The sequence below is a fragment of the Streptomyces albiaxialis genome (assembly GCF_039530985.1).
Lineage (GTDB): Bacteria > Actinomycetota > Actinomycetes > Streptomycetales > Streptomycetaceae > Streptomyces > Streptomyces albiaxialis.
In genome coordinates, this window is the sequence record NZ_BAAAPE010000016.1 from 17,192 (window position 1) to 33,380 (window position 16,189).

15 protein-coding genes are annotated in these 16,189 nt (G+C 72.3%); 10 read left to right on the forward strand and 5 right to left on the reverse strand.

Features of this window, described 5'->3' with window-relative positions; genetic code table 11:
• Nucleotides 1-119: 119 nt before the first annotated feature.
• Nucleotides 120-1,505: a M20/M25/M40 family metallo-hydrolase gene (locus tag ABD343_RS31570; protein WP_344533136.1), complete on the forward strand. Its 1,386-nt coding sequence runs from the start codon at nucleotides 120-122 to the stop codon at nucleotides 1,503-1,505.
• Complete coding sequence (locus tag ABD343_RS31575) at nucleotides 1,502-3,031, forward strand: YfcC family protein (RefSeq protein WP_344533137.1); 1,530 nt, start codon at nucleotides 1,502-1,504, stop codon at nucleotides 3,029-3,031. The genes ABD343_RS31570 and ABD343_RS31575 overlap by 4 nt, the downstream gene beginning before the upstream one ends.
• Here ABD343_RS31575 and ABD343_RS31580 read toward each other — a convergent pair.
• Nucleotides 3,021-3,590, reverse strand: coding sequence for a GNAT family N-acetyltransferase (locus tag ABD343_RS31580; RefSeq protein WP_344533138.1), 570 nt, complete (start codon nucleotides 3,588-3,590; stop codon nucleotides 3,021-3,023). The genes ABD343_RS31575 and ABD343_RS31580 overlap by 11 nt on opposite strands.
• 91 nt (nucleotides 3,591-3,681) lie before the next feature.
• Here ABD343_RS31580 and ABD343_RS31585 point away from each other — a divergent pair, with 91 nt between their 5' ends.
• The 3 genes from ABD343_RS31585 to ABD343_RS31595 all read left to right on the forward strand — a co-directional run bounded on the left by ABD343_RS31585 (nucleotide 3,682) and on the right by ABD343_RS31595 (nucleotide 6,644).
• Nucleotides 3,682-4,143, forward strand: a complete 462-nt coding sequence (locus ABD343_RS31585) for an META domain-containing protein (protein WP_344533139.1) — start codon at nucleotides 3,682-3,684, stop codon at nucleotides 4,141-4,143.
• Between the two features lie 34 nt (nucleotides 4,144-4,177).
• Nucleotides 4,178-4,780, forward strand: a complete 603-nt coding sequence (locus ABD343_RS31590) for a TetR/AcrR family transcriptional regulator (RefSeq protein ID WP_344533140.1) — start codon at nucleotides 4,178-4,180, stop codon at nucleotides 4,778-4,780.
• Nucleotides 4,781-4,865: 85 nt separating this feature from the next.
• Entirely contained in the window at nucleotides 4,866-6,644 is a 1,779-nt protein-coding gene (locus ABD343_RS31595; RefSeq protein WP_425578324.1) for a discoidin domain-containing protein, read from the forward strand.
• Between the two features lie 66 nt (nucleotides 6,645-6,710).
• Here the strand turns inward: ABD343_RS31595 and ABD343_RS31600 are convergent, their stop codons facing one another.
• The 3 genes from ABD343_RS31600 to ABD343_RS31610 all read right to left on the reverse strand — a co-directional run bounded on the left by ABD343_RS31600 (nucleotide 6,711) and on the right by ABD343_RS31610 (nucleotide 10,245).
• Entirely contained in the window at nucleotides 6,711-7,598 is an 888-nt protein-coding gene (locus ABD343_RS31600; RefSeq protein WP_344533141.1) for an SGNH/GDSL hydrolase family protein, read from the reverse strand.
• Nucleotides 7,599-7,729: 131 nt separating this feature from the next.
• Nucleotides 7,730-9,358: a malate synthase A gene (gene aceB, locus ABD343_RS31605; RefSeq protein WP_344533142.1), complete on the reverse strand. Its 1,629-nt coding sequence runs from the start codon at nucleotides 9,356-9,358 to the stop codon at nucleotides 7,730-7,732.
• 272 nt (nucleotides 9,359-9,630) lie between these two features.
• A complete protein-coding gene (locus tag ABD343_RS31610) occupies nucleotides 9,631-10,245 on the reverse strand; it encodes a nucleotidyltransferase family protein (RefSeq protein WP_344533143.1) in 615 nt (204 codons plus the stop codon).
• Between the two features lie 247 nt (nucleotides 10,246-10,492).
• On the opposite strand from ABD343_RS31610, the gene ABD343_RS31615 reads away from it, so the two are divergent.
• Nucleotides 10,493-10,786, forward strand: coding sequence for a DUF5955 family protein (locus tag ABD343_RS31615; protein WP_344533144.1), 294 nt, complete (start codon nucleotides 10,493-10,495; stop codon nucleotides 10,784-10,786).
• Nucleotides 10,787-10,848: 62 nt separating this feature from the next.
• Here the strand turns inward: ABD343_RS31615 and ABD343_RS31620 are convergent, their stop codons facing one another.
• Nucleotides 10,849-11,631 carry an IclR family transcriptional regulator gene (locus ABD343_RS31620; RefSeq protein WP_344533841.1) on the reverse strand — a complete coding sequence of 261 codons (783 nt, stop codon included), beginning with the start codon at nucleotides 11,629-11,631 and terminating at the stop codon, nucleotides 10,849-10,851.
• A 214-nt stretch (nucleotides 11,632-11,845) separates the two neighbouring features.
• Here ABD343_RS31620 and allB point away from each other — a divergent pair, with 214 nt between their 5' ends.
• The 4 genes from allB to ABD343_RS31640 all read left to right on the forward strand — a co-directional run bounded on the left by allB (nucleotide 11,846) and on the right by ABD343_RS31640 (nucleotide 15,928).
• Entirely contained in the window at nucleotides 11,846-13,213 is a 1,368-nt protein-coding gene (gene allB / locus ABD343_RS31625; protein ID WP_344533145.1) for an allantoinase AllB, read from the forward strand.
• On the forward strand, nucleotides 13,214-14,353 hold the full coding sequence (alc, locus tag ABD343_RS31630; RefSeq protein ID WP_344533146.1) for an allantoicase: 1,140 nt from the start codon (nucleotides 13,214-13,216) through the stop codon (nucleotides 14,351-14,353).
• A gap of 137 nt (nucleotides 14,354-14,490) precedes the next feature.
• Nucleotides 14,491-14,931 carry a guanyl-specific ribonuclease gene (locus tag ABD343_RS31635; RefSeq protein WP_344533148.1) on the forward strand — a complete coding sequence of 147 codons (441 nt, stop codon included), beginning with the start codon at nucleotides 14,491-14,493 and terminating at the stop codon, nucleotides 14,929-14,931.
• Nucleotides 14,932-15,031: 100 nt separating this feature from the next.
• Complete coding sequence (locus ABD343_RS31640) at nucleotides 15,032-15,928, forward strand: hypothetical protein (RefSeq protein WP_344533150.1); 897 nt, start codon at nucleotides 15,032-15,034, stop codon at nucleotides 15,926-15,928.
• The last annotated feature ends 261 nt before the right edge of the window (nucleotides 15,929-16,189 follow it).

The following is a 16,189-nucleotide window of genomic DNA, read 5'->3' on the forward strand; positions in this document are numbered from 1 at the left end:
TGTGCAACGGGGGCAACGCGGCCCGCCGCCCCCCGGCGCCGTCAATGTGACCGGTAAATCCCTTATGCCCGTTATGCTCCACACCTTCGGTGTGTGCGTACCAGGGTTCGAGGAGTGGGATGACCGGCCATGATCCGCAGGAGCTGGAAGCCGTCGTCGACGGGCTGATGGACGGGCTGGTCGCGGATCTGAAGCGGCTCACCGCCATTCCCTCGATCGCCTTCCCCGGCTACCCGCCCGAACCCGTGCGCGAGGCACACGACGTGATGGTCCGTCTGCTGCGCGGGGCAGGGGTGGACACGACCGAGGACCTCATCCTCCCCGGCACCGCGCCCGTCATCACCGGGCACATCCCGCCGCCCGCCCCGCGGGACCCGACCGTGCTGCTCTACGCGCACTACGACGTCCAGCCGCCCGGCGACGCCTCGCTGTGGCGCTCGCCGCCGTTCGAGCCCACCGAGACCGAGGACGGGCTCGGGCTGCGGGCCCGGGGCGTCGCCGACTGCAAGGCCAACCTGATCGTCCACCTCGGCGCCCTGCGGGCGTTCGGCGGACGGCCGCCGACGGGCGTCCGTATCGCGTTCGAGGGCCAGGAGGAGTACGGCAGCCCCTTCGACGACTACCCGCCCACCGACCCCGCGCGCTTCGACTGCGACGCGATGGTCATCGCCGACACCGGCAACCTCCGCCCCGGCACCCCCACCCTCACCACCGCGCTGCGCGGCGTCGCCGAACTCACCGTCGAGGTACGGACGCTGAGGGACGCGGTGCACAGCGGCGAGTACGGCGGCGCGGCCCCCGACGCGCTGCTCGCCCTCGTCCAGGCCCTCGCCACCCTGCACGACGCGCGCGGCGACGTCGCCGTGGAGGGGCTGCGCCGCGAGCCCTGGGACGGCACCGCCTACACGGACGAGGAGTTCCGCACGCTCGGCGGCGTCCTCGACGGCATGCCCCTCGTCGGCACCGGCGGACTCGGCGAACGGCTGTGGAGCGGCCCCGCCCTCACCGTCACCGGCGTCGACGCGCCCTCCGTCGACCAGGGCGCCTCCGCCGTCGTCCCCTACGCCCGCGCCAAGCTCAACCTCCGCGTCCACCCCCGGCAGGACCCGGACGAGGCGATGCGCGCCCTCGTCCGCCATCTGGAGGCCCAGCGTCCGTTCGGTATCCCGCTCACCGTCACGCCCGGCGACGCGGGCCCCGGCTTCGAGGCCCGTACGGGCGGTCCCGCGTACCGCGCGGCCACGGTCGCGCTGCGCCGCGCCTGGGGCAGCGAGCCCGTGCACGCGGCGACCGGCGGCTCCATCCCCCTCGTCAACGGCCTCGCGCGCGCGGTGCCCGGCGCCGAGGTGCTGCTCTTCGGCGCCGAGGACAACATGTCGGGGCTGCACGGCCCGAACGAGCGCGTGCTCTACTCCGAGCTGCGCGCGGCGGTGCTGGCGGAGGCCGTGTTCCTGAGCGAGTACGCGGCGGCGTACCGGTCCGGCGGCCGGGGGAGCGGGGCATGAGCACGGCGCCGGACACGGAAGCGGCGGGGCCCGAAAGCCCGGACGCCCAGGGGAAGTTCCACTTCCCGAGCGCCCTGACCGTCCTCGTCCTCGTGACGCTGGCCGTCTGGATCCTCGCCTTCGTCGTCCCCTCCGGGACCTACAAGAGGCAAGCCGACGGTTCCCCCGTCCAGGGCACGTACCACCGCGAGGACTCGGGCCTCAGCTTCCTCGACCGCCTCACCGACCTCTTCCTCTCCCCGGTCAACGGCCTCTACGGCGTCCAGGACAGCAGGACCGGCCAGGTGGGCCCCGACAAGGTCGGCGAACTCTACGGCAGCGCGGGCGTCTTCCTCTTCGTCCTCGCCATCGGCGCGTTCATCACCGTCGTCTTCGCGACCGGCGCCATGGACCGGGGCATCGCCCGTCTCGCGCACCGGCTGCGGGACCGGGGCGCGCTGCTCATCGTCGGCGTGATGGTCGTCTTCTCACTCCTCGGCACGGTCGAGGGCTTCGCCGAGGAGACGCTCGGCTTCTACGGCCTGATCGTCCCGCTGATGCTCGCCCTCGGCTTCGACCGTATGGTCGCGACCGGCGCCATCATCCTCGGCGCGGGCATCGGCGTCCTGTGCTCGACGGTCAACCCCTTCGCCACGGGCGTCGCCTCGTCCGCCGCCGACATCTCCCTCGGCGACGGGATCGCGCTGCGGGCCGTGATGTGGATCGTGCTCACCGGCGTCACGACGGCGTACGTCGTCCGCTACGCCCGCCGCGTACGCGCCGACCCCTCGCGCTCCCTCTCCGGCTTCCGCCCCGGCGACCAGGAGCAGGCCCGGCACGCGGCGGAGCCCGCGCCGCTCACCGGCATGCACAAGCTGGTCCTCGTCACCGTCGCGCTCGTCTTCGCCTTCATGATCTTCTCGGTGATCCCCTGGGCCAGCGCCCTCACGGGCAATGCCGACGCCGCCCCGTACGGCTGGGAACTCGGCTGGTCCTTCCCTCACCTCGCGGCCCTCTTCCTCTGCGCCGCGGTCCTGGTGGGCCTGGTGACGCGGATGGGCGAGGACAAGATCTCCTCGACGGTCGTCCAGGGCGCCGCCGACTTCATCTCGCCGGCCCTCGTGATCGTCCTCGCGCGCGGGGTGACGGTCCTGATGAACAACGCGAAGATCACCGACACCGTCCTGCACTCCATCGAGGGCGTCGTCTCCGGCACCCCCTCGGCGCTCTTCGGCATCATGGTCTTCGCCGTCAACCTCCCCCTGGCCTTCCTGATCCCCTCGACCTCGGGCCACGCCACCCTCGCGATGCCGATCCTGGCCCCGCTCGCCGACTTCGCGAACGTCTCCCGCGCCGTCGTCGTCACCGCCTGGGCCGCCGCCAGCGGCTGGATGAACCTCTGGGTCCCCACCACCGCCGTCATCATGGGCGGCGTCTCGCTGGCGAAGGTCGGCTACGACAAGTACCTCCGCTTCGTCTGGCCCCTGCTGGCCCTCCTCGCCGCCCTGATCTGCGGCTTCGTGGCCCTGGGCGCGGTCATGACGTGACGGGGGAGCCCCCGGCCGCGCGCCATTCCGGGGCCAGGATCGACCAGACCTCCATGTCGAGGCGGCCGCCGCGGTGCGGGTCGCTCTCGCGGAGGACGCCGTCCCTGGTCATGCCGAGGCGGCGGGCGACGGCGATGCTGGGGCCGTTCGTGGAGGCGACGATCCATTCGACGCGGTGGATGCCGCGTTCCTCGACGGCCCAGTCGATGAGGATCCGTACGGCGCGGGTGACCAGGCCCCGGCCGACCGCCGAGGGCTCCAGCCAGCAGCCCGCCTCGGCGATGCCCTGCGCGAGGTCCATCGTGCGCAGGATGACGGCGCCGACGAGCTTGTCCCCGGACCAGATGCCGCAGATGCGGCCGGTGTCGGCGGCCGCCTTGTCGGCGTACGCCTGGAGGTAGGCGCGGCTGGACTCCAGGTCCGTGACGATGTCGGGGAGGGGGTTGCGCTCGCCGATGAAGGCGCGGCCCCGGTCCATGTGGTCGAGGAACTCCGCGGCCTGCCACGGTTCGAGCGGGCGCAGCTCCGCGCCGTCGTCGCCCAGCGGTATCGCGTACATCGTCATCGTCCTCCCCGTCCGTGCCGTCACGGCCTGCCGGGATCATCGCACGGGTGCCGGAACCGGAATCGCCGGTGTGCGTCTCACCGCCATGAAGCGCATCCCCGCGGCCGCGTACGTGCTGGCCGCCCTCGCCCTCACGGCGGCCTGCGGCACGGACACGGGCCAGGGGCGACGGTCGCTGTCCGTCACCAACGTCCCCTGGGAGGCGCGGAGCGTGACGGTGGACGGCCGGACGTATCCGGCCCCCGAGGGCGTCGGGATGGAGCTGGCCCCCGACAGCGTCCGGGCGGGCGGAGGGAAGATCGACGGCCGCGGCGGCTGCAACGGCTTCCAGGGCACGGCCGCGGTCGACAAGGAGAGCATGCGGGTCTCCGGCTACACGGTGACGATGGAGGCGTGCCTCGACGACGAGAGCACCGCGTTCCAGAAGAAGTTCCTCGGCACCCTCTCCGGCGCCAACCGGCTCTCCCTCTCCGAGGACGGCCGCACCCTCCGGCTGACCGACGGAGCGGACGCCCTCACCTTCACCAGGGGCGCGCGGAGCCGGTGAACGCGGTGCGTGCGGCCGTGGCACCATGCGGGTCATGAACCGGATGGCGGCGAGCGAACGACGCGAGCGGCTGGTCGAGGCCGCGATAGAGGTGATGGTCCGGGAGGGGGTCTCGGCCGCCACCACGCGCGCGATCGTCGCCGAGGCCGACATGTCGCTGGGCTCCTTCCACTACTGCTTCCGCTCCAAGGAGGAGCTGCTCGGCGAGGTCATCGAGGCCATCACCAGCCACACCCTGGAGCGGGCGCTGCCGGAGGTGCGGGGGGACGGCGGGCTGGAGGAGCGGCTGCGGCGCGCGATGCGCGCGTACTGGCGGCATGTGGTGGAGGTGCCGGACGAGCACCGCCTCACGTACGAACTGACGCAGTACGCCGCGCGGCAGCCGGGCCTCGCCGTCGTCGCGGAGCGGCAGTACCAGACCTACCTCGCGGCCAACACCCGTCTCATAGAGGCCCTCACGGACGACGAGGGGAAGCCGCTGGAGTGGTCCACCCCTGTCCCCGTGCTGGCGCGCTACATCACGGCGGCGATCGACGGCGTCACGCTGCTCTACCTCAACGAGGGGAACGCGGACGCGGCGGGCGCGGCCCTCGATCTGGTCGCCCGGCACGTGGCCGAGCTGGCGCGGCACGGCTGAGGGCGGCGAACACTCAACTGGGACTCTTGACCGGGTCAGTTGACCAACTCTAGGGTGCGCCCGACCCCACGCCTCGGGAGAGCCCATGAAGAGAGCGCGTCCGGGCGGCATTGCCGCCCTTGTCATGATCATGGTCGCCACCTTGCTCGTCTCCGGCTTCGGCGCCGGCGGGGCAGGGGCCGCCGAGCGCCCCTGGTGGGAGCCGGTCGACCGGCCCGCACCCGACTCGCAGATCAACGTGAGCGGCGAGCCGTTCACCGGAACCGACGCCAACGGCGACGTGCGCGGCTTCGTCGACACCCACAACCACCTGATGACCAACGAGGCCTTCGGCGGCAAGCTGGTCTGCGGCAAGCCGTTCTCCGAGAAGGGAGTCGCCGACGCGCTCAAGGACTGCCCCGAGCACTATCCGGACGGGGCCGGAGCCCTGCTGGAGAACCTGACCGTCGACCCCGACGGCCACCACGACCCGGACGGCTGGCCGACGTTCAAGGACTGGCCCAGCCACACCACCATGTCGCACCAGCAGAACTACTACGCCTGGCTGGAGCGCGCCTGGCGGGGCGGCCAGCGCGTGCTGACCACCGACCTGACGTCCAACGGCGTCATCTGCTCGATCTACGTACGCGACCGGGGCTGCGACGAGATGGACTCCATCCGGCTCCAGGCCGAGAAGGTCAACGACATGCAGGCGTACATCGACAAGATGTACGGCGGCGAGGGCAAGGGCTGGTTCCGGATCGTGCGCTCGCCCGAGCAGGCGAGAGAGGTGATCAAGGCCGGGAAGCTGGCCGTGGTCCTGGGGGTGGAGACCTCAGAGCCCTTCGGCTGCAAGCAGATCCTCGACGTCGCGCAGTGCGGCAAGAAGGACATCGACGCCGGTCTCGACGAACTCCAGAAGCTCGGCGTGAGCAGCATGTTCCTGTGCCACAAGTTCGACAACGCGCTGTGCGGCGTGCGCTTCGACTCGGGGACCCAGGGCACGATCATCAACGTCGGCCAGTTCCTCTCCACCGGCACGTTCTGGAAGACCGAGAAGTGCAGGGGCCGCGAGCACGACAACCCGATCGGCTCGGCGAAGGTGCCCGAGTGGGAGGCGAAGCTGTCGCCGGGCGCCAAGGTGCCGTCGTACGACGACGAGGCGCGCTGCAACACCCGCGGCCTCACGGGACTCGGGAAGTACGCCCTCAACGGCATGATGGACCGGGGCATGATGGCCGAGGTCGACCACATGAGCGTCAAGGCCGCGGGCCAGGCGATGGACATCATGGAGTCGGTGAAGTACCCCGGCGTGATCTCCAGCCATAGCTGGATGGACCGCAACTGGACCGAGCGGCTCTACCGGATGGGCGGCTTCGTCGGCTCCTACGACCTGGACTCGAAGGCGTTCGTCGAGGAGGCCGGGGCCACCGCGGACCTGCGGAAGAAGTACGGCGTCGGGCTGGGCTACGGCACGGACTTCAACGGCCTGGGCTCCCACCCGGCGCCCCGCGGGGCGGACGCGCCGGACAAGGTCACCTACCCGTTCCGGTCCTACAAGGGCGGTCCGCTGGTGGACCGCCAGCGCTCCGGCGAGCGCGTGTGGGACGTCAACACCGACGGCGGCGCGCACGTCGGGATGGTCCCGGACTGGATCGAGGACGTGCGCAAGCTCGGCGGCGACAAGCTCGTCGACGAGCTGCTGAGCGGCGCGCAGTCCTACCTGGACACATGGAACGCGACCGCGTCGTGGGACCGGCCGGAGAACCTGGCCAGGGGCGGTACCGCCTCCGCGAGCAGCAGCGAGTCCTCGACGTTCCGGACGCCGCCCAGATCGACCGACCACCACTGGTCGTTGCGCGAGGTGGCCGTTCACGTGAAGTGAGGGACGGCGAAGGGGCGTCCGGGAACCCGCTGTTCCCGGACGCCCCTGGACGTCCCTCCGTCACGTTCAGCCGACCAGCGAATCGATCGCCGCCTCGGCCATCTTGGACTCGCCGAGGGCGTTGGGGTGCACCGGGACGAAGTTCGTGCCGAACAGGACGGGCTCGATCCAGCGGGTGCCAGAGGGCTTGCACGCGTCGTGGCCGTCGGAGGCGGCGGCCATGTCGACGTACGTCGCGCCGGTCTCCTTCGCGGCCTTCTCGATCGCGCCGTTGAGGTGGGCCTGGAGCTTGCGGAGGTAGGGCACGTCGCCGTCGGCGATCGGCATCTTCGCGAAGCAGCCGGACTGGGCCTTCTCGGGCACGATCCAGGGGTAGCCGAGGATGCCGACACGGGCGTTCGGCGCCTTCGCCTTGATCGCGGCGAGCGAGGACTTCAGGGCCGGGTAGGTGTTGGCGTCGATCTGGTCGGTGAACTTGCTGCCGTAGAGCTTCTCGCAGGGGTTGCCGTTGCCGCCGGTGACGATGCCGGCGGAGCCGCAGGCGAGGATCGCGCCGATGAACGTGTTGTTGTCGTTGCCGCCGATGGTGAGGGTGACGAGCTTCGTGTCCTTGTCCACGGCGTCCAACTGCGGGGCCACGCCCGGGTACTGGGACTCGGTGAAGTGCTTGGTCTGCGCCCCGCCGCAGGTGACGTCCTTGAGCTGGGCGCCGGTCCGCTTCGCGACGAGATGCGGGTAGTTGAGCGTCGTACGCGCGCAGAGGGGCGAGGCGTCGGGGTCGAGCGGCAGGATGCCGGACCCGGCGCTGTAGCTGTCGCCGAGGGCGACATAGGGGAGGGGCTCGGCCGCGGGCTCCGCGGGCTCGGCGTGGGCCGGGGCGGTGAGGCCGAGCGTCGCGGTCGCGGCCACGGCCGAGACCGCCGCGAGCTGACGTGCACGGGTGCGGATCGCCATTGATGCTCCCTGAGCAGCACGAAGTGGTGGGGTGCTCGGAAGTTACTGGGCGGTTTGAATCTGCGTCAATAGATGTGACAGCGCCCCTTCTCCCACCCGGCGGGGGAGAAGGGGCGCGGGCGCGTGGCGGATCAGCCGCGCAGCAGCTCGTAGGCGGGGAGCGTCAGGAAGTCGACGTACTCCTCGTCCAGGGCGACGCGCAGCAGCAGGTCGTGGGCCTCCTGCCAACGGCCGGTGGTGAAGGCCTCCTCGCCCGTCTCGGCGCGGATCGCGGCCAGTTCGTCGGCGGCGACGCGGCGGACGAGGTCGCGGGTGACGGTCTCGCCGTTGTCGAGGACGACGCCCGCGTTGATCCACTGCCAGATCTGGGAGCGGGAGATCTCGGCGGTCGCCGCGTCCTCCATGAGGTTGAAGATCGCGACGGCGCCGAGGCCGCGCAGCCACGCCTCGGTGTAGCGGATGCTGACCTGGACGGCGTTGCGCAGGCCCTCGTACGTCGGCCTGGCCTCCAGCGAGTCCACCGCGATCAGGTCGGCGGCCTTGACGTCCACGTCCTCGCGCAGCCGCTCCTTCTGGTGCGGGCGGTCGCCGAGGACGGCGTCGAACGAGGCGCGCGCGACCGGCACGAGGTCCGGGTGCGCGACCCAGGAGCCGTCGAAGCCGTCGGCGGCCTCGCGGTCCTTGTCGTTCTTGACCTTCTCCAGCGCCGCCGCGTTGGCCTCCGGGTCGCGGCGGTTGGGGATGAACGCCGCCATGCCGCCGATCGCGTGCGCGCCGCGCTTGTGGCACGTACGGACGAGGAGTTCGGTGTACGCGCGCATGAACGGGGCCGTCATCGTCACCGCGTTGCGGTCCGGGAGGACGAAGCGGGAGCCGCCGTCGCGGAAGTTCTTCACGATGGAGAAGAGGTAGTCCCAGCGGCCCGCGTTCAGCCCGGAGGCGTGGTCGCGCAGCTCGTAGAGGATCTCCTCCATCTCGTACGCGGCGGTGATCGTCTCGATGAGGACCGTGGCGCGGATGGTGCCGTGCGGGATGCCGCAGTACTCCTGCGCGAAGACGAACACGTCGTTCCACAGCCGCGCTTCGAGGTGCGACTCGGTCTTCGGCAGGTAGAAGTACGGGCCCTTGCCCTGGTCGAGCAGGCGCTGGGCGTTGTGGAAGAAGTAGAGCCCGAAGTCGACCAGCCCGCCCGGGACCGGCGCTCCGTCGCACTCCAGGTGGCGCTCGTCCAGGTGCCAGCCGCGCGGGCGGGCGACGACGGTGGCCAGCTCGTCGGCGGGCCCGAGGGCGTAGGACTTGCCGGAGTTCGGGTCGGTGAAGTCGATGCGGCGCTCGTAGGCGTCGGTGAGATTGAGCTGGCCGCCGATGACGTTCTCCCAGGTGGGGGCCGAGGCGTCCTCGAAGTCGGCGAGCCAGACCTTCGCGCCGGAGTTGAGCGCGTTGATCGTCATCTTGCGGTCGGTCGGGCCGGTGATCTCCACGCGGCGGTCCTGGAGCGCGGGCGGGCAGTCGGCCACCTTCCAGTCGCCCTCGCGCACGGCGGCGGTCCCGGGGAGGAAGTCGAGCGTGCTGGTGCGCGCGATCTCCGCGCGGCGCTCGGCCCGCCGGGCGAGCAGCTCGTCGCGACGGGGAGTGAACCGGCGGTGGAGGGCGGCCAGGAAGTCGAGCGCGGCGTCGGTCAGTACCTCGTCCTGCCGGTCGGGGCGGGCCCCGGGCTCGACGCCGACGACGGCCACCGGCGAGTGCGCTGGTGCGGACATGGTGGGTCACTCCTTCTGCGGGCGGTGCAGGCACGCGCGGCACGGGGTGCCGCCGACAGCGCGCAGCGCTCGGCCCGGGGCGGTGACCGCCCGCGCACCGAGAATGCGCTTCTGATCAGTGGAGATTAGTTTCCTCATGGTGGAACTTCAATACTTTGTTGACGTCGAGATATCTCTCACCCCGGAATCCGCCCCTCCGGTGGCCCGCGGTGCCACGCCGCGGCACGCCGGGTGACGGGGCGTGCCATGAGGGGTGCCACGAAGGCGTGCCCCTACTCCTCCAGCAGCGCCAGATCGTCCGGGGTGTCGATGTCGGCCGGGTCCGCGATGTCGCCGCACTCGACGAGCGTGACGTCGGCCGCGTGGGCCCGCAGATACGCGCGGGCGCCCCGGTCGCCCTCGGCGGAGGCGGCGATTCCGGCCCAGTGGGCGGCGCCGAAGAGGACGGGGTGGCCGCGCCGCCCGCCGTACGCCGCCGCCGCGAGCGTCTCGCGGGACGCGCAGGCCGCCCGTACGCGCGCGACGGCGGCGGGGCCGATGCCGGGCTGGTCCACAAGTGAGACGAGCACGGCGTCCGCCTCGCCGTCCGCGGCGAGCGCCGCCAGGCCCACGCGGAGCGAACTGCCCATGCCCTCCGCCCAGTCGGGGTTGTCGTGGAGTACGGCGTCGGGGAGGCCGGCCCGCGCGTGCACGGCGGTCGCCGCCGCGCCCAGCACCACGTGGACCGGCGCGCAGCCGCCCTCGCGCAGGGCGCGCGCGGCGTGCTCGACCAGCGGGCGCCCCCGGTGGGAGAGAAGCGCCTTGGGGCGCCCGCCGAGCCGCCGTCCGCCCCCTGCGGCGAGCAGCAGTCCGGCGACGCGGGGCCTGGAAGTGGGGAAATGGGTCATACAGCCTGCTTACCGCACGTGGCGCAGAATGGGGGCGGCGTGCGGCCCTGTGCGGCTGAGAGGGAAAACACTCCCGAATTCCGCCATGCGTGTGGCGCGCTGTACGGAGTCTGTCGTTTACTGTGCGAACCCCTTTGTGAGCCTGACCAACTCCTCAGGGGAACTGGGCACTTGTGGGGAGTGCGGTGTGTGGGCCCGTGTGGGGGAGAACGTGCAGAGCGAAACAATGGGAAATGGGGCGGCGGCGATGGCGGCGTCCCGTGCCGACAGAGGCGATCCGCGCGTGGAGGCGCTCCGCCGCGCGGTCACCCGGCTGCGCGCCGAGCTGGACGCGCACCCGGCCGATCTGCGTGACCGCCGCGAGGCGGAGCGCGAGCTGGAAGCGCTGGACGCCGCCGCGCGCTCCGGTGCCCTCGACGTGGAGACGCTGCGCCGCGCGCTCCTCCTCCTGACCGCGGCCCTCGGCTCGGTCAGCGCCCTGGCCCTCGCCCTCGGCGAGGTCCGCGGCGCCATCGACCTCTTCGGAGTCGCCCCGCGCTGAGCCCCCTCCGCTGGGCCCTCCCCGCTGAGCCCCGCCCTTACCGGGCCCGCTGGGCCCCGTCCCTACTGGGCCGTGGCCCCGTTGTTCGCCAGCGCCGTGGAGAGGTCCGCGGCGATTTCCTGGAGGAGGGGGACGAACTTGTCCGTCGCCGTGTCCGTGACGCGGCCCGCCGGGCCGGAGATCGAGATCGCGGCGGACGTGGGGGAGTCGGGGACGGAGACGGCGATGCAGCGGACGCCGACCTCCTGCTCGTTGTCGTCCGTCGCGTAGCCCTGCGCGCGGACCTGGGCGAGCGCGTCCAGGAAGCCCTCGGGGGTCGTGATCGTCTTCTCCGTCGCCGCGGGCATGCCCGTACGGGCGAGGAGCGCGCGGACCTGCTCGTCGGGGGTGTGCGCGAGCAGCGCCTTGCCGACGCCGGTGGAGTGCGGCAGGACGCGGCGGCCGACCTCGGTGAACATCCGCATCGAGTGCCGCGAGGGGACCTGCGCGACGTAGACGACCTCGTCGCCGTCGAGCAGCGCCATGTTCGCCGTCTCGCCGGTCTCCTCGACCAGGCGTGCGAGATACGGGCGGGCCCAGGTGCCGAGCAGCCGGGACGCGCTCTCGCCGAGGCGGATGAGGCGGGGGCCCAGCGCGTACCGCCGGTTGGGCTGCTGGCGGACGTATCCGCAGGAGACCAGCGTGCGCATGAGGCGGTGGATGGTGGGCAGGGGGAGACCGCTGGCGCCGGACAGCTCGCTCAGGCCGACCTCGCCCCCGGCGTCCGCCATGCGCTCCAGGAGGTCGAAGGCCCTCTCCAGGGACTGGACCCCGCCCGAGGGGGCCGGGGGGCTGGTGTTCTGCACCGGGGTCTTCTGCTCGGGGGACGGCGGCACGTCGCGTTCCTCTCGTTCTCCTGGGGGCGCATCGTATCCGGTCGGAGGCGGTCGGCCGACCGGGCTTCTCTTCTGTATTCCGAAATCTTAGTTCCATTTTGTGGACTTCTCCAGGCCGTGGACCCTTGACTGCCCAGGTCCCTGAGGTGACTATGCCTTCAACGTTCTGTTGAAGGAGGTCCGCTTGAACGGCAGCGCTCCCGACGCGGTCGCCGGTGTCCCGCTCGTCCTGCGATCCCGCCGCGCCGTGCTCCCCGACGGCGTACGCCCGGCCTCCGTGGCCGTCGCCGCGGACGGCACGATCGCGGCCGTACTGCCCCACGACGCGCCGGTCCCGCCCGGCGCCGAGCTGGCCGACCTCGGCGAGGACGCGCTGCTCCCCGGCCTGGTCGACACCCACGTGCATGTGAACGACCCCGGGCGCTCGGAGTGGGAGGGCTTCTGGACCGCCACCCGCGCCGCGGCGGCGGGCGGCATCACCACCCTCCTCGACATGCCGCTCAACTCCCTCCCGCCGACCACCACGGCGGACCACCTCGCCGTCAAGCGCGACGTCGCCCGCGGCAAGGCCCACATCGACGTCGGCTTCTGGGGCGGCGCGATCCCCGGGAACGTCCGCGAGCTGCGGCCCCTGCACGAGGCCGGGGTCTTCGGCTTCAAGTGCTTCCTCTCGCCCTCCGGCGTCGAGGAGTTCCCCGAGCTGGACCCGGCCGGGCTCAAGGACGCGATGGCCGAGATCGCCTCCTTCGACGGGCTGCTCATCGTGCACGCCGAGGACCCCGGCCACCTCGCCGCGGCCCCGCAGAAGGGCGGCCCCGCCTACGCCGACTTCCTCGCCTCCCGCCCGCGCGACGCGGAGAACGTGGCCGTCGAGCGCCTCGTGACCCTCGCAGCCGAGCACGGCACCCGCGTCCACGTCCTGCACGTCTCCTCCGACGGCGTGCTCCCGCTGCTCGCCGAGGCCCGCCGCGAGGGCGTCCGCGTGACCGCCGAGACCTGCCCGCACTTCCTCACGCTCACCGCCGAGGAGGTGCCGGACGGCGCCACCGAGTTCAAGTGCTGCCCGCCCATCCGCGAGAAGGAGAACCAGGACGCGCTGTGGGCCGCCCTGGCCGACGGGACGCTGGACTGCGTCGTCTCCGACCACTCGCCGTGCACCGCGGACCTCAAGACCCCCGACTTCGGCACCGCCTGGGGCGGTATCTCCTCCCTCCAGCTCGGCCTGCCCGCCGTGTGGACCGAGGCCCGGCGGCGCGGCCACGGGCTCGCCGACGTGGCCCGCTGGATGTCGGAGGCGCCCGCGCGCCTCGCCGGTGTGACCGGCAAGGGCGCCATCGCCCCGGGGAACGACGCGGACTTCGCGGTCCTCGCCCCCGAAGAGACCTTCACCGTGGACCCCGCCCGGCTCCACCACCGCAACCAGGTCACCGCCTACGCGGGGAAGACGCTCCACGGCGTCGTCCGCTCGGCCTGGCTGCGCGGCGAGCGGATCGCGGACCACGGGAAGCCCGTACAGCGCAGTGGACGACTGATCGAAAGGAAGGCTGACTGAATGGCAGCGGCGACCTCTGGCCCTGGCATACCCCGCTTCGAAGGAGACGCGAACCCGTACGGCGGCGGCGACCCGTACGCCGACTACCGCGCTCCGGAGGGCGAGCTGCCCTTCGCCCATCTCCCCGACCTCGCCGACCGCAGGATGGGCGCCGCCGTCATCGCCGCCAACGACGAGTTCTTCGCCGAGCGCGAGAACATGCTGCGGCCCGAGCGCCCCGTCTTCGACCCGAGCGCCTTCGGGCACAAGGGCAAGATCATGGACGGCTGGGAGACCCGCCGCAGGCGCGGCGCCTCCGCCGGTGTCCCGCACCCGGCCGGTGACGACCACGACTGGGCGCTCGTCCGGCTCGGGACGCCCGGCGTCATCCGCGGACTCGTCGTCGACACCGCGCACTTCCGCGGCAACTACCCGCAGTCCGTCTCCGTCGAGGCCGCCTCCGTGCCCGGCACGCCCTCCCCCGAGGACCTGCTCGCCGACGACGTCAAGTGGACGACCCTCGTACCCAGGACGCCGGTCGGCGGCCACGCGGCGAACGCCTTCGCCGTCACCGAGGAGCGCCGCTTCACCCACCTCCGCGTCAGCCAGCACCCCGACGGCGGTATCGCCCGGCTGCGCGTGCACGGCGAGGCCGTCCCGGACCCGGCGTGGCTCACCGCGCTGGGCACCTTCGACCTCGTCGCGCTGGAGAACGGCGGCGTCGCCGAGGACGCCTCGGACCGTTTCTTCTCGCCGCCGGTGCACACGATCCTGCCGGGCCGCTCCCAGAAGATGTACGACGGCTGGGAGACCCGGCGCCGCCGCGACGACGGCCACGACTGGGTGCGCTACGCCCTCGCCGGGCAGGGCACCATCCGCGCCGTGGAGATCGACACCGGCTACTACCTGGGCAACGCCGCCGGCTGGGTCGCCCTCTCCGGGCGCGACGGCGAGTCCGGCGAGTGGACCGAACTCCTGCCCCGTACGAAGCTGGAGCCGGACGCCGTGCACCGCTTCCTGCTGGAGAACGCGCCCGCCGTCACGCACGTACGGATGGACATCTACCCCGACGGCGGCATCGCGCGGCTGCGGCTGCACGGCGCGCTGACGGAGGAGGGCGCACGCCGCCTGGCCACGCGCTACACCGAACTGGGCGCGTAGCGGCCGGAGTCGGCGGGCGGGGGAGGCGTCGCCCCCGCCCGCCGATCGTCGGCTCTCGCCCCGCCAGTACGTGAACACCCCGAGAATTTGCTGTGGTTGGCGTTGACATGTCATCTACGCGCGTCACCATGGGACGCATGAGATTCCCCCCACGTATCGCCCGCGTCAGCGCCCTCGGGGCTCTCACCGCCAGCCTGTTGGTCGGTGGGCCCGCCCTCGTCAACGCCAGTGCGGCGCCCGCCCCCACGCCGGTGGCGGCCGTGCAGACGGTGCAGTCCGCGAGGGTCGCCGACGTCGGTGACATCTGCCAGTCGAAGCTGCCCGCCGAGGCCCACGACACCCTCGAACTGATCGAGAAGGGCGGCCCCTACCCGTATCCGCAGGACGGGACCGTCTTCCAGAACCGCGAGGGCATCCTGCCGCAGCAGGACGAGGGCTACTACCACGAGTACACGGTCAAGACCCCGGGCGAGGACGACCGCGGCGCCCGGCGCATCGTCACCGGCGACAAGGAGCAGGAGGACTACTACACCGCCGACCACTACGAGTCGTTCGACCTCGTCGACTACTCCTGCTGAGCCCTTCCTCCGCGCGGCCGCCGCTCCCACCCCCACAGGAGCGGCGGCCGTCCGCGCTGTTCCGCCCGCGCGCGGTGGGAATCCTGGGCAGGATGGGCGGGTGGAGGTAGCGGAACTCGTACTCAAGTACGTCGAGGCGCTCGCGTGGCCCGTGACGGTCGGCATCCTCGCCTGGTGCCTGCGCGCGCACCTGCGTGAGGCCTTCGGCCGGATGACCCGCATCGAGACGCCCGCCGGAGCCCTGGAGTTCGAGGCGAGCGCGCGTTCGCTGCGCGACGAGACGGAGCGGTTGCTCGCGCGGGAACGGGACGACGAGCCCCGTCCCGCGGACGTCCCCGCCCTGCCGCGGCAGACTTCCCTGGCAGGGATGCTGCGGGAGACGGACTACAGGGCCGTCGTCGTGGAAGAACGGGACAGGCTGTCCCGGCCGGCCCGGCCCTCGGAGTCGGGCCCGGGCGGGACCCCCGACGCGACTCCGGGCGAGGCCCCGGACAGGACCCCGGACAGGACCCCGGACGAGACTCCGCTCGCGGCCCTGGAACCGGACGTGGACCGGCCGGTGAACCGGCGGATCGCCCTCGACGCGGGGCAGCGGCACGCCGGGGGAGTGCCCGCGAGGACGAACACCGGCTGGTCCTGGGAGACGAAGCTGGCCGAGGCCTCGCGCCTCGCGGAGGGCGTGCCCGCCCCCGCCGTCGCCGCCGCGTGGCACGCGGTGGAGCGGCTCGCCCGGGACGCGGCCCGGCTGCTCCGCCTCCCCGCCGACGGCCTCGGCCCGCCCGAGCTGATCGCGAGCCTGCGCACGCACCTCCCGTTTCCCGTGGCCTCCGTCCTGAACGAGCTGCACGGCCTGCGCGAGGAGGCCGTCGCCCACGGCGGGAGCGTCTCCCCGTCCGCCGCGCACGACTACATCGCCGCCTGTGCGTACGTGGGCCGGCACCTGGACCATCTGGTCCGGCAGGAGTCACGGGCCGACCCGGCCGACGACGTGTGGTGACACCGTGAGCGGGAATCCGGCGCTCCGGTTGCCCGAACACCGGGAGTCTCCACCCGAGTTGGCCCCGGGGAGGGGTGGGGGACCGGTACCGTCTCCCTTTCGCCCGCGTTCCGGATCCGTTCCGTTTCGGGGAAGGGGAGCCGCCCCCGGGGGTGGCTTTGGCGTCCTGAGCGGGTAACGTTCCCCACAGAGAGTGATGCATCGGCGGTAGATATGGGGAGTTACCGGTGAGAAACGGCCCAGAGGCGGTTACGTGCGGTG